The sequence below is a fragment of the Bacillus silvicola genome (assembly GCF_050524305.1).
Lineage (GTDB): Bacteria > Bacillota > Bacilli > Bacillales > Bacillaceae_G > Bacillus_A > Bacillus_A cereus_AT.
In genome coordinates, this window is sequence record NZ_JBNGVC010000013.1 from 1,246,635 (window position 1) to 1,269,171 (window position 22,537).

Genomic DNA, 22,537 nt, shown 5'->3' on the forward strand with positions numbered 1-22,537 from the left:
TCGTTTATAAAAAAAGTAAGGAAAGTTTCAATAATTGCATAAAATTGTATGTGTGCTTCTTATTTTGGGTGAGGGGGCTGAGGAAATAATATGAAAAAGTTAATACTAACAATAGGAATAACTTTGTTGGTTGTTGCTGGATGCAGCAATAATGATGCATTTGATAAGGCGAAGAAACAAGGAGATTTAGCACTGGAAAATAAAGAATACGATAGAGCAGTCGCATCTTTTGAATTAGCATTAAAAGAAAAGGAGGATGATCGAGAAGTAAGGCTGAAGATGAATCAAACGAATAAAATGAGTGAAGCATTGCAGGAAAGTAATATAGATCGGGCAATTTCGTTATTAAGAGAAATTGAAAATGATTCTGCTAGTTCAGTTATATTAGCCAAACAAGCAAAAGAAAAACGAGAAGCTTTATCTAATCAAAAAGATGAGGAAGAAAAATATAAGCAAATGCTTGCTAAAGTAGAAGAGTTGAAAAACCAACAGAAGTTTGTGGATGTAAAAGAGCAACTGAACGTAATTATTAGGGAAACGAAAGGGAAAGAACAGTTTAAAATATATTATCAAAATGCGAATGAACAAATTACACAGATTGTGCCGAGGACAGTAGAGGTAGATAAAACAAAAGATGAGAACCGTAAGGAAGAAAAAGTAATAGCAGGGAAGCCGAAGAAAGAAAGTGTTATTACCGATCAGAAGGCAGAATATATTACTAAACTAAATAGTATTGAGGAGAGTTTGAAAAAGTTCGATTACTTATATGAGAACGGAATTACAACTGAAATGAAAGAAGGGGAAGTTAAAAGATACGATGCATGGGATCAAGCTTTAAATGAGATTTATGCTGTTTTGAAAAAGCAACTTTCTACAAGTGAAATGAACACTTTGAGAGAGAAACAGCGTGAATGGATTACGTATCGAGATCGCAAGGCGGAAGAAGCTTGGAATGAATCTGGGCAGGGAACATTATCAGGGATAGCAACTATTTCATCGAAGGCAACTAGTACTAGGGAAAGATGTTATCAGTTAGTTGAACAGTATATGAAATGATAGATGTTTATTTTTATAATGAAATAATATTTTTATAAAATTTTTGAAATAGAAAACCCTTTTGTTTAGTCAGGCGAATCACGAATGATTCGCCTTTTTATGTGAGCTTTCAAGTATAATGAATAAGGTGATAATAACGTATATGATGATTCAGTGATAGGAAAAGCAAAAAAAGAAAATAATATATCATAAAAAGAGGTTAATATATGAGTAAAAAAAGTTTTGCTGATTATGCATTAAGTAAAGAAATTGTAAGAGCACTTACTGGTTTAGGCTATGAACATCCAACGGAAGTGCAAGGAGAGGTTATTCCAGTTGCACTGCAAAAGAAAGACCTTGTTGTGAAATCACAGACTGGAAGTGGAAAAACCGCTTCATTCGGTATACCGCTTTGTGAAATGGTGGAGTGGGAAGAGAATAAGCCACAAGCTTTAGTTTTAACACCGACGAGAGAGCTTGCGGTACAAGTAAAAGAAGATATTACGAATATAGGCCGCTTCAAAAGAATTAAGGCTGCTGCAGTTTATGGTAAATCTCCATTTGCACGTCAAAAATTAGAGTTAAAGCAAAAAACACATATTGTAGTTGGGACTCCTGGCCGTGTGTTAGATCATATTGAAAAAGGTACTCTTTCTTTAGCTTGTTTGAAGTATTTAGTTATTGATGAAGCAGACGAAATGCTGAATATGGGCTTTATCGATCAAGTAGAGGCAATTATTGACGAGTTACCTACAAAACGAATGACAATGTTATTTTCAGCAACACTTCCAGAAGATGTTGAAAAGTTATCTCGTAAGTATATGGATTCGCCAACGCATATTGAAATTAAGGCTGCTGGGATTACAACAGATAAAATTGAACATACACTTTTTGAGACGAGAGAAGAGGAGAAGCTGTCACTTCTTAAAGATGTAACAACGATTGAGAATCCAGATAGTTGTATTATTTTTTGCCGTACACAAGAAAATGTAGATCACGTATTTAGACAGTTAGATCGCGTTAACTATCCTTGTGACAAAATACATGGTGGTATGGTACAAGAAGATCGTTTTGAAGTTATGGACGATTTTAGAAAAGGAAAGTTCCGTTATTTAGTAGCGACAGACGTAGCGGCTAGAGGAATTGATATTGATAATATTACACATGTTATTAACTATGATATTCCATTAGAAAAAGAAAGTTATGTACATCGTACGGGAAGAACGGGACGAGCTGGTAATAAAGGAAAAGCTATTACATTCATAACACCGTATGAAAATAGATTTTTAGAAGAGATTGAGGAGTACATCGGCTTTGAAATTCCAAAGGCACTTGCACCTTCAAAGGAAGAAGTTATGAAAGGGAAAGCAGTATTTGAGGAAAAGATACATGCTAAACCAATTATAAAGAAAGATAAAAATGCAGACCTAAACAAAGGAATTATGAAATTGTACTTTAATGGCGGGAAGAAAAAGAAAATCAGGGCGGTAGATTTCGTCGGTACAATTGCTAAAATTAAAGGTGTTACAGCAGAAGATATAGGCATTATTACAATACAAGACAATGTTTCTTACGTTGAAATATTAAATGGAAAAGGACCACTTGTTTTAAAAATCATGAAAAATACAACGATTAAAGGGAAACAATTAAAGGTTCATGAAGCAATTAAATAAACAAAAAACTATCCACTGTAACAGGTGGATAGTTTTTTTATTTACGATTCTTTTAAATCGTCCACTAACTTCTCCGCCAATCGTCTGTACATATTACTCATTGTCACGAAGGATGTTAGTAATAAAAACTTTTCTAGTGTTGGATCCTCTAAGGAAGAAACCTCATTTACTTCCGTAACACGCTTATTTACGTCTTGCTTAAAGTTTTCCACATTGGTTTCAGTAAGAGAAAGATAATCTTTATATAGAGTATTTAATTCGAATGTATCATCGTTTATTAACGGTGCATTTATATTTTCTAAGGAGCTTTTTATATCATTAATGGAGAGTGCTCCTTTTAATTGATATATTAAGCTGATTAAAATCATATGTTCTTTTGAATACTTTTTATTTTTGATAGGGATGAATAGTTTCCCTTTTGCGTAATTGTTAATCATTGTTTTTGTTAATACTTTTTCATCATCAGTTCTCGTTGTATCCGCATAAGTATTCTCAAATAGTTGGACAACTTGGTCTACATATAAGTCGACATTTGGGATATCCTCAAGTTTAATATTTTTTTCTAAATGTAATGATTCAAGTAATTTATTTATATTTTCCACGTAGAACCCCTCACTTTTATAACTTAGTGGAACTTAATGTTTAGTATATCTTTAAATATGGTATTACGAAACAAATGAAATGTAAATGTTGACCCGTATGAATAATATATATATAATTACAAGTAGTTATTAAAACTACATGTAATTATATGAGGGGTGTTTATATGAATGCTTATGTAAGAGAACCGGTTAATGCATTTACTCACTTAGGAGGAGCTGTATTATCATTTATTGCATTATTAGCTATGATTGTGAAGGTTTCTGTTAAGATGCCATCTTTTGCTGCAATTACAGCTGTTATTTTATTTGGTATGGGGATGATGGTCCTTTATATGGCATCAGCTGTGTATCATAGTGTTGTAGCCAGTGAACGTGTTATTTATTTCTTTAGGAAGCTAGATCATTCTATGATTTTTATATTAATTGCAGGTACATATGCACCCTTTTGCTTAATTACATTAAATTCGGCGAATGGTTTGCTATTATTTTGTTTAGTTTATGGAACTGCGATTTGTGGTATTGTTTTTAAAATGTTTTGGTTTAATTGTCCAAGATGGTTATCGACAGCAATTTACCTTCTGATGGGTTGGTTAATTGTTCTATTCTTTGCACCGCTAGCTGATAATTTAAGTACAGGAGGTATTCTTTTCCTAGTACTTGGAGGTATTTTTTATACGATTGGTGGGTTTATTTATGGTGCGAAGCCAAAATGGTTGGAGTTTAAATATATGGGACACCATGAAATTTTTCATGTTTTTGTATTGTTAGGTAGTCTTGCGCATTTTCTAAGTGTATATTGTTACGTAATTTGATCAAAAAACGCCACGTGATGTCTGTTATGTGGCGTTTTTTTATTATCTAATTGGAATCGTGTATTGTATAAAATAAGTGTGGGATAAAATGTAAGTTTTTGTGTTCGCATAATAAACATGGGATAAGAAATATGTGATATACTTTGAGAAGTTTATAATGAATGAAATATGGAGGACTATAATTATGGCAATACTTGTAACAGGTGGAGCAGGATATATTGGTAGTCATACATGCGTGGAATTACTAAATAACGGTTACGAAATTATAGTAGTAGATAATCTTTCGAACAGCTCGGTAGAGTCTATAAATCGAGTGACAGAGATAACAGGAAAACAGTTTAAGTTTTATAAAGAAGATATTTTAAATCGCGAAGCACTGGATACGATTTTTGAAGAAAATACAATTGAAGCTGTTATTCATTTTGCAGGCTTTAAGGCCGTAGGAGAATCAGTAGCAATTCCGTTAACGTATTATCATAACAACATTACAAGCACATTAGTGCTATGTGAAGTGATGCAGAAGCATGATGTGAAGAAGATGATCTTCAGTTCGTCTGCAACAGTGTATGGTATCCCAGAAACATCACCAATTACGGAGGAGTTTCCATTAAGTGCAACAAATCCATATGGTCAAACGAAATTAATGATTGAACAAATTATGCGTGATGTAGCATTTGCGGATGCAGGATGGAGTATTGCATTACTTCGTTACTTCAACCCATTTGGCGCACATGAAAGCGGGCGTATTGGAGAAGATCCAAATGGAATTCCAAATAACTTAATGCCATATGTAACACAAGTAGCGGTAGGGAAGTTAAAGGAATTAAGTGTATTTGGAAATGACTATCCAACAAAAGATGGCACGGGTGTCCGTGATTATATTCATGTTGTAGACTTAGCAAATGGTCACGTGAAGGCGCTTGAAAAGGTACTTGGCACTACTGGGATAGATGCATACAATCTCGGTACAGGTACTGGTTATAGTGTATTAGAAATGGTTGAAGCATTTGAAAAAGTTTCAGGCAAGGAAGTTCCTTATAAAATTACGGAACGTCGTCCTGGTGATGTTGCAGTATGTTTTGCAGATGCATCAAAAGCGAAGCGTGAATTAGGATGGGAAGCACTACGCGGATTAGAAGAGATGTGTGCAGACTCTTGGAGATGGCAATCAAATAACAAAAATGGCTATCTAGAAGTTTAATAAACAGAAAAAATGACCTTTGCATAAGCAAGAGGTCATTTTTTTTCTGTTTATTTTCCATTAAGTTTATTGGCCACTTTAGTAAAGAAAGTTCGCTGTTTCATAGAAGTATTTGACTGACAAAATGTATAGTAGTCAATATCTTTAATATAAGTAAAGAGTCTAGAAATGGCATATAAGAATGTAATAGAAGATCCGAGTGCAAAACTAATACCGTAACCATCGAATCCAAATGGTAGTAGAAGAAGACTTAATAACAGGTTTGCAAAAAAGAACAGAGCCGATGTTCGAAATGCCCCTTTACGATCTTCAAAATATAAGAGTAGTAACGTAATAACAAGAACCATACCGTTTGCATAAGCACCAATTATAGTCAGCTGCAAAATAGAGTATTCAAGTGCTACATTCCCAGATTGTGAACTAAACATCCATATTATAAAAATAATGAGTAAAGAAAAAATACCTTGATTACGAAGTATTCGTTCCATTTCTTGTTTTAGGACAAAGTTCATTGATTCTTTTAATTGTAAAATTGTATTTAATGTTGCCCCATTGTTAACTGAACCGAAGAACTTCTTATACCGTTCATAAAATCTTGTTTCAATGGATACTACGAAGAAAATATAAGTTGGGATAATACTTAAATAAGCCCAGAAAACAGAGGTATCATATATTTGATGATAAATAAACGTGTTTTCAATATTTCCTCGCCCTTCTCCGAACCAAATAACAAAGTTACATACCCAAATGCCAATATTGTAAAGTAGGCTCGACCAAAATAGTTCTGGATATTTATCTAAATAAGAAAGAAAGGTAAATTGTTCAGTAGCATCACTATTTGGAAACATTCGTACAATAACGATACTTAACCAAACTAATGTAATGAAGGTCCCGATTGTAAAAGAAATTAAAAGCAATAGGGCAAATCCGTGCTCTAATCCAAGTGTTGGATTAAAGTAAGCGATAAGTGCAATTCCACATAGAGAAAAAATTGAACCGATTAAAAATGCAAGAGCGATTGACTGATAATCTTTAGCTGCTGTTAAATAAATGGATTGAATCCAAATGATATTTAAAGCTAAAAATAAAAATAGCATCACGATTTTATAATACAAGGCTAATGGTGTAAAAATTGCAAACAAAAGCCATAAGATAATAGCTAAGAAAAGTGTGATTTTCGTCATTCCTAAAAAGGAAGAAAATACTTTATCAGCTTTTTGCTCGTATAAAAGGTCAGCCACATATCTAGTTACGATGAGCTGCAAGGCACCGTATATAATTTGAGAAAAAATAAAGCAGTATGAAATTGAAATTGTGAAAAGGCGCTGTTCCTCAATTGAAATAGAATGGAACAAACTTAAAATGTATCGAATAGCTGTTACTGCTAAAATAACGACTAACCACGGACCAGCTGTAACAAATAATGAAAATCCGTACGCTTTTATTCTTGAAGAATAGTAGTCTTCTTGGAATAATTTTTGTAAACGAAATCCTATTCCTGCCATGTTTTTTTACCTCTTTCTAAGTAGAGCTTACGATAACTATCAACGACACCTGATAATTGGTAGTGCGCTTCAATACGATTGCGCCCATTATCCCCAAATTGTTGAATGGATTCAGGGTGACGATAATACCACTCTAAATGAATGGCAACTTGCTCAGGAGATACAGGTGGTACAACAAATCCGCATTGCCCGTAAGGATCTTCGTCTTGCCCGTAAATTAACTCCCTACAAGAACCGACATCTGTAACAACCCATGGTAATCCTGCCGCCATTCCTTCTAACATAGCTAATGGTTGCCCTTCAGATATACTTGTTAATACGAGAATATCTGTTTGTTTTAAGTAATCTTTAATATTTACTTTGCCGGTCATTATTACATGCTCTTCTAATCCTAATTGTTGAATTAAATCACGACATTCCTGAGCATATTCTGCTTCTTCCGTATCAGGACCTAGTAAGTAAAATATAAATGGAATATTTTTTTCAAATAATAATTTAGCTGCATAAATCATTGTTTTTACATCTTTAATTGGCACAACTCGTATAATAGCGGAAATGATGAGTTTATCCGAATTATACTTTGGTTTACGTAACCCGTTATAGTCAGATAAAGTAACGCCGTTTGGAACGATTTTTAGTTTATGAGCCGGGGCACCTAATTCTTTTTGATATGCACTATTTCGGCCGAACAACGTAATTACATCAGCTGCTTGTTCATATGCTTGATGAGACAAGTGATGAAAGAAAGAAACCCATCTTTTTTTGTATTCAATTGGTATCCAAGTAGACTGTAGTATTTCTTCTTCGCGCTCCCGAGAATAAATACCGTGTTCAGTTAGAATAAATGGTATGTCAGACTTGGCGCTAATTGCAGCACCAAGCAGTCCACCATAACCTGTCGATACAGAATGAATAAGATCTAATTCAGGGAAGTCAATTTGTAAAATTTGAATGATTGGTGTGAACATAGATCTCCACATCCAAAAATAATTTAAGAAGGAACCACTACTTTCTTCATATAAATAGCTTTCTTTAACAATTTCATAAAACTCACGACTTTCGAAGAAGGAATGGAGTGTTCCTAGCTTTTGTTTATCCCCTAATATTTGTAATGCTGTTGTATCGTTGGCTTGAAATGTAAACCATTTTTGAAGTGTCTGTACTTCTTGCTCAGTTAAATTAGTTTTTATATGTTTTGATTCATTTTCTGATTGCAAAGGAATCATGATGATATCTTTTACGTTGCTTGGAATTTCATATTGATATTCATCTTCTGTTTTTACTTGAGGGACTATCGCAAAAATCGTAAATTCATGTTCTTTAAACTGCTGGATAATCATTTGAACCCAGCTTGCTACTCCTCCACTTACAAAGGGGTAGCTGCCTTCGACGACCAAACCTATTCTCATCTGTTATTCTCCTTTAATTGGGATCGTAGCACTGGCTTTCGTTAACGTAACGCTATAAATTTGGGAATCAAGCTTTTTAACCGTACCGTAAGAGAATGAGCCAGGTTGTATCTTCTTACCCTCTTCTACACGTATAATTGTTGAAGTATGATTTGGCAACCCTTTATATGCAATGTGAACAGCATCATCTTCATAAGAAACATCTAGGTCACCAGTTTGATAAATTTTCATAGAAGCAGTTGCTTCACTTTGGGTCATACTTTTTATATAAGGATATTTTTCTCGTATTTCTTTAATTGTCGTTTTATAAGCTTTAAATAATTCTTCCCATGTTAATTCACCTGATCGTTTTTCATCAAGGATATCATCTGGATGGACGAAATGTGAGATAACCCCTAAATTTGCGGTAACATCAGTTAAGATAAATTGCTCTTCATCTGTGATGGCATAGCCACTCGTAATACGCGGGAAGTGATAAATGTTTTTGTTATATTCATCTGGACCAAATTCTTGAATTAGACTGCCGTTACTTTTACTTCCCACATATAGAGAAGCAACTGTTTCCATAGTTGGAACCGCGTCGTTTAATGCATTTAATCCAGTTGTATTTATAATATTGGATGGTGGTACATAGGTTTTTAGTTTTTCGTTTGGAAAGAAGTTATACACGAGTTTTTGTAGAGCATCCAAGGAACTCTCCATATCCTCTTTTGAATTCCAAGGAACATATTCAAGTGCTTTATCTACTGGGTCTGGTGGTAATAATAAAGGTTGATGGTTATAGCCATGAATACCGATTTCCCCGCCGTGACTTAATAATTCTCTTCCAAATAATAAATAGGTATTTCTATTTTTACCTGTGAAATCTTCAAAAGGTGGCGTTACTTTATTTTGGTATGTCCCAATTGCAACCCCCGTATATTTAATATCAAGCTCTTCAGAGATATCCTTCATATTTTTCCACCAATGTTTTTTATAAAATTCTTCAACAGAAATTTTTTCTGTTGTTAAGTTTTTTAGTTCTCCCTGTGGAATCGGAGATGGGAAGTCATCGATATACATAATCTCCGCTCCAAGTTGTGCTGTAGCGAAAGTCGGGAAAATAGTACCCAGTGATTGAACGAACATACCTCTACCTAATTTATCGTTCAATGCTGTTGTATTCCAATATAGGACTTTTCCTTCACCGTAGTCATTGGTCCAAAGGATGGGAGTATCTTCCGCTGTAATCCAGGTATTAGTTGTATTCTCATCTAGCGTAATATTCATTGAGCTATGAGTAAACAATGGAGAAGAACTTGAGAGATCTGGATAACCAGGGAATAAAACTTCTTCAAAGGTTAATCCTTTCGCATCTTTGAAACCTTCTTTTTTCGTAATACCAAATAATGTGTTCCATGAAGGATCTGAATCAAGTCGGTTTGCGATAATAATCCTTCCGCCCATTTGTACAAAATTTTGAATATCGGCTTGTGGAAGTTGCTCCATTATTTCACCTGTAATAATAATCCCTGTATAGGGAGAAGGAGTAAGTCCCTTAATTTCATTAGCTGTAATATCTTTATAGTGTAGGTGTGCGTAATCCATTGCCTTCTTCGTATTAAATTCGACTTGTTGCCCTAATGTATTATCCGTTTTTAAAACGTATAATTGCATTTTCTGCCCATTTTGAGCTACATCTTTCGCTTTGAGTGTTTTAACAGTATCTGTTTCTTTTTTAGGAACAGAAAATTTTTGATAAAAATTTTCTGTTCGATATATAAGGATGGATATAATTAAGAGAAATAAAATGATACTAATAATCCCGATATATATATTAATCCCCTTTTTCAATGTGTGCGCCTCCAAACTGCCTTACAAATAATTGATATTTACGCGGTAGTATATGAATTCTTTTTGCAGCTGCTAGATTATTGATTAAGTCATAGAGCTTGTCCCATAACTTTTGCTCATAATATAGTTCAAGTAACCCAACGTAACCGTAATATGATTCCGGATAGAAATGAATAAGATTTAAAAATTGTTCTTCAGACTTTGCATATTGTTTTGTGTGTAGAAACAGATTTCCAAGGTGGAAAGGGTAAAGAGGTTCGTTAGGGAATAGTTCTACACTTTGTGTAATAAAATTCATAAATTCAGCGATTATTTTTTCTTTTTGCTGATTAGAAAGAAGACCACTGTCTATATATCTTAAATAGTTAGAAACCAACTCTTTTGCAATTTCATTTTGTTGATTTTGTAGAAATTGCTTATTTAAGTATTCAATCTGTTTTTCGTACCGTTCATTTAGTAAATTAATAGTAGTTGCTGCGTAATGTACAGTTTCAGGATCTTTATGGTTAATGGCTTCTTTCAATAAGCCTCCTTCATTAGAGATAGAGGAGGAGCTTAACTGTACAATGAGCTGTTTATGTAATTCAGGCTTATCTAGTTCTAATCCAGAAGAAAATGAAATTAAGTCCATATCTTGTTTTGCTGATTCTAAAATATCTTCGTAATTATCAACGTGAAAGGCAACATAATCAGAGTATTGCTGTAACCACTCGGTTTTTGATCGTCTTATATTAAGTAATAACATGATTACTGATACAATAAGTCCGATAAGCGGGAAAAAAAGCGAGATAATTAAGCAAAATTCAATAATCCCTTTTTTATCTTCAGCAATTAAACCTTTTGTAAATCGGAATAAAAGAAAAACTAAAATAGCGTAAATAAAATAGAGAAGGAGCAAAATCATTAGAATATCACTCCTTTAGAAGAAAGGGCGTTTTGTATACGAGTTTGAACTTGTAATAAATACTTTTCTTCAGTGCCAGGTAATAAAATCATAATTTTTTGCGCGGTCATATTATAACCTAATATATCGATATTACGTAAATGATCTTTTAAAATAGAATTTATCATTTCTAAAGAATCTTGTGGAGCATTGAACTCAAAATAGGAATATGGATAAGATAATGTTTCGTACCGTTTCTTTTCTATTTTTAGTAAATGTTCAAATTCATCTTCATAATAAATGCTTGTTTTGGGGAATGTGCGATCCTCTTGACTTGATAGCCAAAGATTAGAAGCGTTTTGTAAACGATCACCCATCCAGCGTAAATACCATGTGAAAAGTTCAAATTGCTCGGAAGTTACTTTTGAAAACTCGATTTCGTCTAATATAATGACGTATTGTACATCATCTTGGAATAGGACGGGACCAACTAAAAGTGGAGCATCTTGAGAATCCTCGTCTGTACGGAAAAAAGGTCGATTATGCGCTAGCGCATTTTTGATGACTAACGAAGCGCTTTTAACAAAAATGGATTGAGATAATGTATTTTTACCAGTTTCTGCTCTTAATTTAATGCGAAGCGACTGTTTATTGTTATCGACGTGATAGATACCAATTTTTTTTGCCCCAAAATACATTTTTAATACATTCATTCCTTCATCGAGTACAATTTCAGGATGTGTATGATTTAAAGCTTTAAACATATGATACATTTTAGATAAGTGGTTATTTGATTCAAGTACACGAGAACGTAGTGTAATACGTGTTTCATCCAATTGTTTCACAACATATTTTAATTCTTTATTTTCAGCTTTTAGCTCATTATTTATCATATGTACATCTTCATAACGTTCTTTTTGTGCAGTACTCATTAGTCCACAACATAAACTAATAACAAGTAAGAAAATCCAACTTATCCAGTAATCTAATGAATAAAAGTACAGCAATATATCATTTCCTTTGCATATACCGCTTACAAAGATATAAATCATTGCTTCCAGAAAGGCGAAAAGGGCAATAGATATGCCATACCGGCTAGAAACAATTAATGTAATAAATAAGAGTAAGAAGTATTCATACGTTGGTGTAAGAAAATCAGTTAGTATTGAGAGAAAAAATAGAGCAATAAAGAGAATCGTAGGTTCAATCATTTTTTGTAATAAATTAGATTGTCTATAGTGCATAAAAAAATCCCTTCTTTCGTTTGCAAATTTAATTTTGAGGAATAGTACACTGAAATAAAATACATAATTTAAAAGAATTATTTTAAGATATATAAGTTGAATTAAAAGGTTACAGCTACTGTTTGTCGAAATATAATAAGTAACATATATTGACAAATGGAGCGGAGCAAAATGACACATGTACACCAAAACGAAAAAGAAAGCCTACTTGTAGCAATGAAAACGACTAAAACGAAACGAATGTATGAACGTTATCAAACGATCTATTTCTATGTACAAGGCTTTTCTATAAAAGAAATAATGAACATGATTGGTCGTTCTGAAAAAACAATCTATAATTATGTGAATGCTTACAAAGAAAAAGGATTGCATGGCTTACTCATGGGACAATCAACAGGAGCACCACGTAAATTAGCCCCTGAACAAGAACAGGAGTTAGTTCAAGTGATTGCATCTCATCTACCCGTTGATGTTGGATTTCCAGCTAAACATAATTGGACTTTATCCATTATCGCTTCTTTCATTAAAAGAGAATGGAACGTAAGTTACACACTTCGCGGGGTGTCTCGACTTTTACATGATTTAGGGCTTAGTTACACAAAACCGACGTATACATTAGCGAAAGCAGACCCGGTGAAACAACAAGAGTTTAGGGAAGTTACCTTCCCCGCCTATAAAAAAAAAACTTTTAAACGAGGAGATTGACCATCTTCTGTTTCAAGATGAGTCCATGATCCGCGATTACCAAGCACTGCAGCATACATGGTTTTTAAAAGGAAAACAACGCAGTATTCCTACTTATGGGAAACACCAAGGTGTTAAACTTATTGGTACACTTAATTATGAAACAGGTGAGTTAGTTTGTGTAGAAGAGGAGCGGTATGATGCCGAAGCATTTCTTCGTTTTCTTCAGCATGTACTTGAACTGTATCCCAACGGGAAAATAGCTCTTATTCTAGATAATGCGCGTATTCATCATGCGAAGCTCATCCAACCACTTTTAAGGAAACACTGTCATCGCTTAGAATTAGTGTTTTTACCTCCCTACAGTCCCGATTTAAATTTAATTGAAGGGGTATGGAAATGGCTCAAATCAGACATCATTCATAATGTTTTTTATTCATCGATTTATGAAATTCAAAAAAATGTACAGGCTTTTATTCAGGAATTAAATCGCACACCTGAAAAAGTGATCGATCGATTATGCATTCGATTGTAATCTTTTAATTCAACTTATATAGATAATATATAAAGCCCAAACTATTTTATCAACAGGGATGTAGTAAATTCAAGTGAAATAAATTCTAATTTCTGTTAATGTATTGTATTTATTGGGATTTTTATAAGGATATCGAGTTTAAAAAAATGTAGAATGTTATGGCATTACTATAATTGTATTAACATTTAAAGGTGTTAAAAGTTAAAACAATAGAAAATTACAATTGTATAGGGGGTAATATTATTATGGAGTGGAAACGTTCTATATGCTTTTTAGCTATATTTTCTTTTATTTTTTCTTCAAGTACATCCGCACAAGCAAATGTTGTGGAATCAGTTTTAAAAAATGTACGAAGTTATAAAATTTATTATGGTGAAGCAAATGAGCAAGTAATTGAGAGACTTTCAAAGTATGACATGGTTATTATAGAGCCATATGCATTTACAAAAGAGCAGGTTCAGCAATTAAAAAAATCAGGAACGGTAGTCCTTGGGTATGTTAGTGTTTTAGAATTAGAATCGTGGCATAAATCGCAAGTAGTTGAATCAGACTATTATTATAGAGACGGTAAGAAAATGAAGATTGAGCAATGGGATACATATATTATGAATTTAGCTGATGAACATTACCGTGGGATTGTTGTGAATAAGGTGAAACAGCAAGCTATTGGAAAAGGAATAGATGGGGTGTTTTTAGATACAGTTGGTGATATTGATGACTATTTTTATGATCAGCCGTCTACACAAGGGGAATTTCGAGAAGCATATGTAAATTTATTAAAAGAAATTAAAAGTGTTGATTCCAACTTGTTTCTTATACAGAATTGGGGATTTGACACAATCAAGAACACATCCTTGAATTTTATACATGGTGTACTGTGGGAAGACTTCAATAAACAAGTTATTGCGAAAGATGAATGGAGTCAAAATTGGATGCGCTATTTTAAACAACAAAGTAATAAAATTGTAACGTTTACCGTTACTCCAAATAATGTATCTAAAAAATATAGTTCTATAAATGGATTTATTCCTACAATCAATCCGAATGATATTTATGATAAATAGCAATTATTAGGAATGAGAAACTATCAAGATTGACTATGACAGCCTAGGTCAGTAATACGATTATCTTATAAAGATGAATGTATTACTGACCAGCACCTATTACATAATAATGGACTTAATGAATTCGAACGAGCTGTTTATGGTACACTGTGTTACCTTCTTGGCTTGAATATGGTGGTAAGCTTCGTCCAAAGCAATTTGCAATAATGTTGGGGTGATCGTTATAGGAAATTCGAATTTCATATAGATCTACAGTGTCATCTAAATCGGCGTAAAAAACGGCAAGATTATTACTGTCGAGAGAGTAGGGGAAACTTGCTTCTACATTTTCCCCGACTAGTACGGGAAGCTTTATTGGAGTAGAATAAGTGGACCAATCCCATACTTCTATAGTTATGTGATGGGGATAATATTTATCCAAGTTCACAATGTTAACTACAGCAGAAATAGTATTAGATTCTTTCGTTAAAACGCCAGTTGAACGAACTACATATCGAGGAATTCCATGATGAAACATATACATCTTACCTTTCTAAAGAAATTAATATGAATTTAAAATATTCTATGTAAAAGATTAGTAGAATGAACTAGTATAAATGAATCATTCTATTAATTCTCATGGAAATAAAAGAGAATAATTTAAAAATCATCCCAGGTCTTGTCTTGTTGTTAGAGTGCGTTTATAATCAAGTAATCCTATTAACTTTTTGATAGGATTACTTCTTTTTGAAAGCGTTTTTAATTCGCGATGTTAGGGGAATGCTGTTACTTTCAAATACTGAAAAGTTGACTGAGATTATACAAGAAATAATATTGCTGTATAGCAGTTATTAAAGGTAGTTTCATTTCATTTTTTGAGGTAGGAAGTCTGACTTTTAACATAAAAAACTATGTATGTGGTTTTAAGTAAGAAGAAAGATAATAAGAAATATGATTTTTTATATGGTGGGGAGGTTACAGTGTGAAAACATAAGATTTTCACACGAGTATATATGGGTTATGTAGGATTATTACTTTCAGGTGCAGCCTTATTTTTAAATAGCCTTGTCATACTAGGCAAAGCAGAGATGAAGAGTGCAGGTGTTTTTAATTTATTTGTGGGGGCATTACAAATTATCATTCCGTTTTATTTAATTATGATCTCTGATCAAAGTAATTGGACGGTATATTCATATGCAGCTACTTTTTTATTTGGTTTAACGTATTTGTACGTAGGGGTTACTTTTATTAAGGGTATGGATAGTAGCGGCCTAGGATGGTTTTGTATATGGGTAGCGATTATTGCGTTATTCTATATGGTTGTTTCGTTTGTTCAATTCCATGATGTTGTTAATGCGTTAACATGGTTTATGTGGGCATTACTTTGGTATTTATTCTTTGTATTAAATACACAAAAAAAGAATATCAATCAATATCTTGGAAGAATTGCTTTCGTACAATCATGGGTAACATTGACGTTGCCTGCACTCTTTTATTTTATGGGGGTGTGGGGAGAGGGATTCGTATATGAACTATGGGTTTATGTATCAGTAATTTCTATTTTATATTTCTGTTATTGTATCTTTAAATATCGAGTACGTTAATGTATCGTATGTAGAAAAAACATGGAATCGTTAAACTGATTCCATGTTTTTTCTATTTTAGCGTTTATAATAATAGAGGTAGTATTTTACAATTTATAAAATGGGGATGATGAAGGTGAAAAAAGTATTGGTGCTAGGGGGAACAAGGTTTTTCGGCAAACATTTAGTAGAAGCACTTTTACAAGCTGGGCATGATATAACAATTGCTACGCGGGGAATTACCGAAGATTCCTTTGGGTATACAGTAAAAAGAATTGTAGTAGATAGAGAAGACGAAAAGTTACTGGAAGAGCGTTTGGAAGGTAAAAGCTATGATGTTGTATACGATAATTTATGTTATAGCTCGAATGCAGCGAAGATAGTGTGTGAAGTGTTGAAAGGAAAAACGAAGAAGTATATTATGACATCTTCAATGGCTGTCTATGAGCCTGCGCTAGACTTGGCAGAAGAGAACTTTAATCCGTACGAGTATGCGATTACGTATGGGGATAGGAATGATTTTAATTATAGTGAAGGCAAGCGATTAGCCGAAGCGGCTTTATTTCAACATGCAACATTCCCAGCCGTTGCAGTGCGTTTTCCAGTTGTTATTGGAGAAAACGATTATACGAAAAGGTTACAATTTTACGTTGAACATATTGTGAAGCAAGAGTCTATCGTTGTGGATCATGTAGATGGAGAGTTGTCGTTTATACATGAAAAAGAAGCAGGGCAGTTTTTAGCTTGGTGCGGGATGGAAAGCATAGAAGGGCCAATTAATGCCTGTAGTAACGGGGTAGTTTCCACGGAAGAAATTATTCATTTCATAGAAGAGAAAACGGGGATAAAAGCGCTCATTCAAGAAGCAGGAGAAAATATAGCTCCTTATAATGAAGTAACTAACTGTACGTTACATAACGGAAAGGCTCGTGAATTAGGATTTTTGTTCCGAGAGCTGAAACTAGAAATAAAAAATGTTTTACAACAGTACATAAGTACAATGAAGTAATCATAAATCCCCCGGTGGCAATCCGGGGGATTCTGGAGGATTTCGACAATACTGATTTTACATTACCAAATTTACCTTATACGTAAGACTAATGTTTTTGTGATTGAATTGCTTGTAAATATTTTTCGTTTACGCGTTCCCAGTTTACCGTATGCCACCAGTTGGTAACAAACTCAGGGCGCCGATTTTGATACTTTAAATAATAGGCATGTTCCCATACATCGATGACGAGTAATGGAATTTTTCCTTCTTGCAAAGGTGTATCTTGATTTGGTGTACTCATAACAGCGAGTTCTTCACCATCAAGAACAAGCCATCCATATCCACTTCCAAAACGACTAATGGCCGCTTTGGACAGTTGGTCTTTTAAGTTGTCAAAGGTATTGAAATAATAATCAATTACTTTTGCAACGTCTCCATTAGGCTCGCCGCCACCTCGTGGGCTCATCACTTCCCAAAAAAGACTATGACAATAATGTCCACCACCGTTATTTCTTACAGCTGTAACAATTTCTTTTGGTAAATCATCTAAATTACATAGTAACTCTTCTAAAGATTTATTATGTAATTCAATATAATTTTCTAAAGTAGCATTTAAATTGTTTACATACGTCGCATGGTGCTTTCCGTGATGAATGGAGAGTGTATTGCTATCGATATATGGCTCTAGTTCATCATAGTCATATGAAAGCTTTGGCAATTGAAATGAAGACATAAAATTACCTCCTTTCTCTTTAAAAGTTGGTCTAGGTAAAAAAACTTTACCTGAGTCAAAATTACACCTATTCTTCATGTAAGTCAATAGTAAATTCTCTAATTTTCTGAAAAATATTACAATAAAAGTAACACTTCCACTTTCGTTTGTGACTCTTATCCTTTTTGCTTATACTGTAAAGTAGTAGTGTCTTGTTGAGATAGAAGGAGATTGTTTATGAGTAAAACGAAACAATTAATAGAGGAAGCAAGTAACTTTATTACTATTTGCTATAAGGAACTTAATAAAGAGCAATTAATAAAAGAGCGTATGGAAGAAATTTTAATAGAGATAGAGAAGACGGGGACGTATGAGCATACATTTGAAGAACTTGTTCATGGATCGCGAATGGCATGGCGCAATAGTAATCGATGTATCGGAAGACTATTTTGGAGTAAGATGCACATATTAGATGCACGTGAAGTAAATGATGAGGAAGGTTTATATAATGCATTAATTCATCATATTAAATATGCAACGAACGATGGGAAAGTTAAACCGACGATTACAATTTTTAAGCAATATCAAGGTGAAGAAAATAATATACGAATTTATAATCACCAATTGATTCGGTATGCAGGATATAAAACAGAAATAGGGGTGATTGGTGACTCTCATTCTACTGCGTTTACGGATTTTTGCCAGGAACTTGGATGGCAAGGAGAAGGTACGAATTTCGATGTATTGCCACTTGTTTTTTCTATAAACGGGAAGGCGCCTACATATAAAGAAATTCCGAGAGAAGAAGTAAAAGAAGTGCCAATTGAACACCCAGAATACCCGATTTCATCCCTTGGAGCAAAATGGTATGGGGTTCCAATGATTTCAGATATGCGCTTAGAAATTGGCGGTATTTCCTATACAGCCGCTCCGTTCAATGGATGGTATATGGGGACGGAGATTGGGGCACGTAACTTAGCGGATCATGATCGTTATAATTTACTGCCGGCTGTTGCGGAGATGATGGAGTTAGATACATCGAGAAACGGTACGTTATGGAAAGACAAGGCACTAATTGAGTTGAATATTGCTGTATTACATTCCTTCAAAAAACAAGGAGTTAGTATTGTGGATCACCATACAGCTGCACAACAATTTCAACAATTTGAGAAGCAAGAAGCAGCATGTGGACGGGTTGTAACAGGCAATTGGGTGTGGCTCATTCCACCGCTGTCACCAGCTACCACTCATATTTATCATAAACCGTATCCGAATGAAATTTTGAAGCCGAATTTCTTTCATAAATGATATTTAGTATAGTTTTTTATGCAAAATATAATTTTTTTTAATTACTGTTACGTAGCAAATGGAAGCCTTTACTCTCGGTTATTTTTGGAAGGAGCTTTTTGAACCAAGGAGTTCCTTATGTTATAATCAAATTTCTGTTTCGAAGACCTTATAGAAATATAAGGTCTTTTATTTTGCTTTTTTATGTAATAGGAATAGAAATTTTCTTTTAAATAAGGGATTTAGCATATTTTTAGGGACAACATAAGTGTGTAGAAAATCGATGAATTATTATACTTATATAATCATTATGTTTTAGGTGTAAACAATAAAACATAATAAAGTTGTTTTTTTAGATTGCTGAGGAAGGAGGAAGTGTAAATGAGAATGAAGAGTCGAAAAACGGATTGGCCTGTATTTCTTATTAGTGGTGGCTCACTTTTATTATTTGTAATTGCAGTTATTTTAAATAAAAGTTACGTAGAGGGAGTCATTAATAGCAGTTTTGCAGCTTCAATTAAATATTTTGGTGCCTTTTGGCAGGTTTTATTAATTGGTACATTTATTGTGGCAATGTGTATGGCGTTTTCGAAATATGGGAGAGTTAAACTTGGGGGGCTAGAAAAACCTGAGATTAGTACGACAAAATGGCTCGCTATTATTATGTCTACATTGCTTGCCGGAGGTGGCGTTTTTTGGGCAGCTGCAGAGCCGATGTACCATTTGATGACGGTGCCACCAATACATGAAGGTATAACTGCTGGAACGAAAGAAGCGGTAATGCCTGCTTTAGCACAAAGCTATATGCACTGGGGTTTCCTCGCTTGGACGATTTTAGGTACAATTAGTGCGGTAGTTATGATGTACGGACATTATCATAAAGGTATGCCGTTAAAACCTCGAACACTTTTATATCCTATTTTTGGAGAGAAGTTGCGAAAGAGTTGGCTTGGAACAATGATCGATGTATTTGCCATTATCGCGGTAGCTGCAGGGACGATTGGTCCGATCGGATTTTTAGGACTACAAGCAAGTTATGGGTTACAAGCATTGTTTGACATTCCTGATGTGTTTACTACTCAATTAGCGATTATTGTTTGTGTAGTAGCTGTTTCTACTATATCTGCGGTAACGGGAATTGATAAAGGGATTCAAATTATAAGTAATTTAAATGTTAGGTTAGCAGTTTTATTAATGGTATTCGTATTACTGTTTGGACCAGGTGGATTTATTATTGATTCATTTGTTTCTTCGTTTGGATTTTATATAAATGAATTTATTCCAATGAGCACATATCGTGGTGATACAGGTTGGTTAGGGTCGTGGACAATCTTTTTCTGGGGATGGTTTATTGGATATGGACCGATGATGGCAATTTTAGTGAGTCGTATTTCAAGAGGCAGAACAATCCGAGAAATCATCGTTGCAATTGGAATTATTGCACCTATTATTACAACGTTTTGGTTTACGATTTTGGGAGGGTCAGGTGTATTTTATGAGTTAATGAAGCCTGGTTCTATTTCGACCGCATTAAGTGAATCTGGTATGCCAGCGGCTATGATTGCAATTACAGAGCAACTGCCACTCTCTAATATTATTGGACCTGCATTTCTTTTATTAACAATCTTATTTGTAGTGACAACAGGAGATTCAATGGCTTATTCGATTTCAATGGCAGTGACTGGAGATGGAGATCCTAGAATTAGTTTGCGAGTGTTTTGGTCGCTTATTATGGGAACAGTTGCAGCGATTCTTTTATACATGGGTGAGGGAAGTATTAATGCATTACAATCATTTATCGTAGTAACAGCTGTCCCGGTATCCATTCTGTTATTCCCAATGCTATGGCTAGCGCCTAAAGTTGCAGGGGAATTAGCCTTAAAACAAGGTATTGTAAAAGAAGAAGAGAAAACTTCTTTCTTATTCCAAAAAGCTAGTAAATCAAAATAAATAATTGTATTTATATAAAAAGAGGAAGCATTTTATTTGAGATGCTTCCTCTTTACTATTTATTTAACTACTTTTCTCGAAGGGGATCATACTCTATACAGTTTCAATCTATTCTAATACTTTATCTTTCGTCTCTGGGACACATAGTAGCATTGTAACTAAACCGATTGGATAGATAATGAAGATGAGAGATAGTGCTCCCATTAAATTTCCACCTGCAGCAAGTAAGCCGATAATAACAGGCCCAAATCCAGCTAAACCGCGTCCTGTTCCGAAAATAAAGTTCTCTGCTGTCGAGCGAGCTTCAGCAGGATAGTTTTCAGCTAAAACTGCTCCGAATCCTCCCATCATGCCATTGGCAAAGAATCCAAGCAATGCACTTCCCCATAACAATAATGTTGAGTCTGTGAATAAGAAGAAGTAAATGAGACAGTATATAGTACCACCGACATAATAGATTGTAAAAGTTTTACGGCGACCAATTTTATCGGCTAGAATACCAAAAGTTGCAATTCCAATTAGCATGCCAATCGTAGAGATGAACATCCAACCGCTCGCTTTTGCTAATGTGTAGTTATATTTATTTGCTAAAATAGTTGGCATCCATGTGAAAATTCCATAATATCCGAAGTTCTGTATGAATGACATAATAATAAGACCAATTGTTGTTATCGTTACTTTTTTATTTGCAAATAACTTTCGAAGTGGGAACTTTTTCATTTGTTTTAGTTGTTCTGCCTCAGCAGTTGTTAAATGACCTTCAGCCTCTTTTTGTAACAACTCTTTTTTGTATCGTTGTTTTTGTTCCCATATTTTCGGTTCACTTAAACTTTTGCGTACATAGACAGCTAGTAGAGCGGGAATGAGTCCAAATAAGAAAACAGCTCTCCATCCGAAATGCGGTACGATAAATGCTGGAAGGAGTGAAGCGACTAGTACGCCAAATTGCCATCCAAGTGCAACAACGGATGTCGCCTTAGCTCGCATTTCTTTAGACCATGTTTCAGTTACGATGGCCATCCCAATCCCGAATTCACCACCAACTCCCATTCCAACTAAAAAGCGAAGAATTAATAATTGCCAATAATCTGTTGCGAAATAAATAAGTGCTGTTGCTAGTGAGAATAGTAAGATTGTGAAGGCCATCGTACGGATACGCCCAAATAAATCAGCAATAAATCCAAATAAATAAGACCCGATTAGCATTCCAATTGTGGTAGCTAATGTTAAGTTTCCACCTTCAACAGGGCTTAAATGAAATTCTTTTAAAATGTAGACGAGTACGAAAGATAAGAGCAACATATCTAAACCTTCTGCTGCATATCCTAGCGCAGAACCAAACAGTGTTTTATATCTTTTCTCCTTCGTTTCCTCTGTTGTTGGTTGTACATCAGTAGTAATGTTCATTATTACTCCTCCTAATTTTCTTCTACAGTCGCTATGGAAGAATAACAAAAGGCCTTCTCACCTGATATGATGAGAAGGCCAAAAAAGCATACGTATCCCTAAAAAAGACCATACGTATAGTATATTCCGACTTCCTTCTCAACCTCAC

18 protein-coding genes and 1 pseudogene are annotated in these 22,537 nt (G+C 34.2%); 10 read left to right on the plus strand and 9 right to left on the minus strand.

Annotated elements, in window-relative coordinates:
* The first annotated feature begins 90 nt into the window (after positions 1-90).
* Positions 91-1,056: a lysozyme inhibitor LprI family protein gene (locus tag ACP6L7_RS28635; protein ID WP_097831365.1), complete on the plus strand. Its 966-nt coding sequence runs from the start codon at positions 91-93 to the stop codon at positions 1,054-1,056.
* 206 nt (positions 1,057-1,262) lie between these two features.
* The gene (locus tag ACP6L7_RS28640) at positions 1,263-2,708 is read left to right on the plus strand and encodes a DEAD/DEAH box helicase (RefSeq protein WP_097831366.1); all 1,446 of its coding nucleotides are present in this window, start codon (positions 1,263-1,265) and stop codon (positions 2,706-2,708) included.
* 41 nt (positions 2,709-2,749) lie between these two features.
* Here the strand turns inward: ACP6L7_RS28640 and ACP6L7_RS28645 are convergent, their stop codons facing one another.
* Positions 2,750-3,310: a DUF1836 domain-containing protein gene (locus tag ACP6L7_RS28645; RefSeq protein WP_097831367.1), complete on the minus strand. Its 561-nt coding sequence runs from the start codon at positions 3,308-3,310 to the stop codon at positions 2,750-2,752.
* Between the two features lie 164 nt (positions 3,311-3,474).
* On the opposite strand from ACP6L7_RS28645, the gene trhA reads away from it, so the two are divergent.
* Positions 3,475-4,122, plus strand: coding sequence for a PAQR family membrane homeostasis protein TrhA (gene trhA / locus ACP6L7_RS28650; protein ID WP_097831368.1), 648 nt, complete (start codon positions 3,475-3,477; stop codon positions 4,120-4,122).
* Between the two features lie 184 nt (positions 4,123-4,306).
* The gene (galE, locus tag ACP6L7_RS28655; protein WP_097831369.1) at positions 4,307-5,323 is read left to right on the plus strand and encodes a UDP-glucose 4-epimerase GalE; all 1,017 of its coding nucleotides are present in this window, start codon (positions 4,307-4,309) and stop codon (positions 5,321-5,323) included.
* Between the two features lie 50 nt (positions 5,324-5,373).
* Here galE and pelG read toward each other — a convergent pair whose 3' ends face one another.
* The 5 genes from pelG to ACP6L7_RS28680 are packed head-to-tail and all read right to left on the minus strand — an operon-like array spanning position 5,374 to position 12,197.
* Positions 5,374-6,828, minus strand: coding sequence for an exopolysaccharide Pel transporter PelG (gene pelG, locus ACP6L7_RS28660; RefSeq protein WP_098361897.1), 1,455 nt, complete (start codon positions 6,826-6,828; stop codon positions 5,374-5,376).
* Positions 6,816-8,237 carry a GT4 family glycosyltransferase PelF gene (pelF, locus tag ACP6L7_RS28665; RefSeq protein ID WP_097831370.1) on the minus strand — a complete coding sequence of 474 codons (1,422 nt, stop codon included), beginning with the start codon at positions 8,235-8,237 and terminating at the stop codon, positions 6,816-6,818. Before pelF ends, pelG begins: the two co-directional genes overlap by 13 nt.
* Positions 8,238-8,240: 3 nt before the next feature.
* Positions 8,241-10,070, minus strand: coding sequence for a DUF2194 domain-containing protein (locus tag ACP6L7_RS28670; protein ID WP_097831371.1), 1,830 nt, complete (start codon positions 10,068-10,070; stop codon positions 8,241-8,243).
* Positions 10,054-10,974, minus strand: a complete 921-nt coding sequence (locus tag ACP6L7_RS28675; protein WP_097831372.1) for a tetratricopeptide repeat protein — start codon at positions 10,972-10,974, stop codon at positions 10,054-10,056. Before ACP6L7_RS28675 ends, ACP6L7_RS28670 begins: the two co-directional genes overlap by 17 nt.
* Positions 10,974-12,197, minus strand: a complete 1,224-nt coding sequence (locus tag ACP6L7_RS28680) for a nucleoside-diphosphate sugar epimerase (protein ID WP_097831373.1) — start codon at positions 12,195-12,197, stop codon at positions 10,974-10,976. Before ACP6L7_RS28680 ends, ACP6L7_RS28675 begins: the two co-directional genes overlap by 1 nt.
* A gap of 171 nt (positions 12,198-12,368) precedes the next feature.
* On the opposite strand from ACP6L7_RS28680, the pseudogene ACP6L7_RS28685 reads away from it, so the two are divergent.
* Both ACP6L7_RS28685 and ACP6L7_RS28690 read left to right on the plus strand, forming a co-directional pair.
* A pseudogene (locus ACP6L7_RS28685) lies at positions 12,369-13,416 on the plus strand (IS630 family transposase).
* Positions 13,417-13,661: 245 nt separating this feature from the next.
* Positions 13,662-14,480, plus strand: coding sequence for an endo alpha-1,4 polygalactosaminidase (locus tag ACP6L7_RS28690; protein ID WP_097831374.1), 819 nt, complete (start codon positions 13,662-13,664; stop codon positions 14,478-14,480).
* Between the two features lie 115 nt (positions 14,481-14,595).
* Here the strand turns inward: ACP6L7_RS28690 and ACP6L7_RS28695 are convergent, their stop codons facing one another.
* A complete protein-coding gene (locus tag ACP6L7_RS28695; RefSeq protein ID WP_097831375.1) occupies positions 14,596-14,997 on the minus strand; it encodes a hypothetical protein in 402 nt (133 codons plus the stop codon).
* Between the two features lie 475 nt (positions 14,998-15,472).
* On the opposite strand from ACP6L7_RS28695, the gene ACP6L7_RS28700 reads away from it, so the two are divergent.
* On the plus strand, positions 15,473-16,063 hold the full coding sequence (locus ACP6L7_RS28700) for an AmiS/UreI family transporter (protein ID WP_097831376.1): 591 nt from the start codon (positions 15,473-15,475) through the stop codon (positions 16,061-16,063).
* Positions 16,064-16,163: 100 nt separating this feature from the next.
* Complete coding sequence (locus ACP6L7_RS28705) at positions 16,164-17,051, plus strand: NAD-dependent epimerase/dehydratase family protein (RefSeq protein ID WP_141533517.1); 888 nt, start codon at positions 16,164-16,166, stop codon at positions 17,049-17,051.
* A gap of 88 nt (positions 17,052-17,139) precedes the next feature.
* On the opposite strand, the gene sodA is transcribed toward ACP6L7_RS28705, so the two are convergent.
* The gene (gene sodA / locus ACP6L7_RS28710; protein ID WP_097831377.1) at positions 17,140-17,766 is read right to left on the minus strand and encodes a superoxide dismutase [Mn]; all 627 of its coding nucleotides are present in this window, start codon (positions 17,764-17,766) and stop codon (positions 17,140-17,142) included.
* 216 nt (positions 17,767-17,982) lie between these two features.
* On the opposite strand from sodA, the gene ACP6L7_RS28715 reads away from it, so the two are divergent.
* On the plus strand, positions 17,983-19,053 hold the full coding sequence (locus tag ACP6L7_RS28715; protein ID WP_097831378.1) for a nitric oxide synthase oxygenase: 1,071 nt from the start codon (positions 17,983-17,985) through the stop codon (positions 19,051-19,053).
* Between the two features lie 360 nt (positions 19,054-19,413).
* On the plus strand, positions 19,414-20,982 hold the full coding sequence (locus tag ACP6L7_RS28720; protein ID WP_097831379.1) for a BCCT family transporter: 1,569 nt from the start codon (positions 19,414-19,416) through the stop codon (positions 20,980-20,982).
* Between the two features lie 108 nt (positions 20,983-21,090).
* Here the strand turns inward: ACP6L7_RS28720 and ACP6L7_RS28725 are convergent, their stop codons facing one another.
* On the minus strand, positions 21,091-22,389 hold the full coding sequence (locus tag ACP6L7_RS28725; protein WP_097831380.1) for an MFS transporter: 1,299 nt from the start codon (positions 22,387-22,389) through the stop codon (positions 21,091-21,093).
* Positions 22,390-22,537 lie beyond the last annotated feature (148 nt).

Bases quoted from the DNA above. Each gene is read 5' to 3' on its own strand.
- ACP6L7_RS28635 (WP_097831365.1), top strand. From the start codon at position 91: ATGAAAAAGTTAATACTAACAATAGGAATAACTTTGTTGGTTGTTGCT.
- ACP6L7_RS28640 (WP_097831366.1), top strand. From the start codon at position 1,263: ATGAGTAAAAAAAGTTTTGCTGATTATGCATTAAGTAAAGAAATTGTA.
- trhA (WP_097831368.1), top strand. From the start codon at position 3,475: ATGAATGCTTATGTAAGAGAACCGGTTAATGCATTTACTCACTTAGGA.
- galE (WP_097831369.1), top strand. From the start codon at position 4,307: ATGGCAATACTTGTAACAGGTGGAGCAGGATATATTGGTAGTCATACA.
- pelG (WP_098361897.1), bottom strand. From the start codon at position 6,828: ATGGCAGGAATAGGATTTCGTTTACAAAAATTATTCCAAGAAGACTAC.
- pelF (WP_097831370.1), bottom strand. From the start codon at position 8,237: ATGAGAATAGGTTTGGTCGTCGAAGGCAGCTACCCCTTTGTAAGTGGA.
- ACP6L7_RS28675 (WP_097831372.1), bottom strand. From the start codon at position 10,974: ATGATTTTGCTCCTTCTCTATTTTATTTACGCTATTTTAGTTTTTCTT.
- ACP6L7_RS28680 (WP_097831373.1), bottom strand. From the start codon at position 12,197: ATGCACTATAGACAATCTAATTTATTACAAAAAATGATTGAACCTACG.
- ACP6L7_RS28690 (WP_097831374.1), top strand. From the start codon at position 13,662: ATGGAGTGGAAACGTTCTATATGCTTTTTAGCTATATTTTCTTTTATT.
- ACP6L7_RS28695 (WP_097831375.1), bottom strand. From the start codon at position 14,997: ATGTTTCATCATGGAATTCCTCGATATGTAGTTCGTTCAACTGGCGTT.
- ACP6L7_RS28700 (WP_097831376.1), top strand. From the start codon at position 15,473: ATGGGTTATGTAGGATTATTACTTTCAGGTGCAGCCTTATTTTTAAAT.
- ACP6L7_RS28705 (WP_141533517.1), top strand. From the start codon at position 16,164: ATGGGGATGATGAAGGTGAAAAAAGTATTGGTGCTAGGGGGAACAAGG.
- sodA (WP_097831377.1), bottom strand. From the start codon at position 17,766: ATGTCTTCATTTCAATTGCCAAAGCTTTCATATGACTATGATGAACTA.
- ACP6L7_RS28715 (WP_097831378.1), top strand. From the start codon at position 17,983: ATGAGTAAAACGAAACAATTAATAGAGGAAGCAAGTAACTTTATTACT.
- ACP6L7_RS28720 (WP_097831379.1), top strand. From the start codon at position 19,414: ATGAGAATGAAGAGTCGAAAAACGGATTGGCCTGTATTTCTTATTAGT.
- ACP6L7_RS28725 (WP_097831380.1), bottom strand. From the start codon at position 22,389: ATGAACATTACTACTGATGTACAACCAACAACAGAGGAAACGAAGGAG.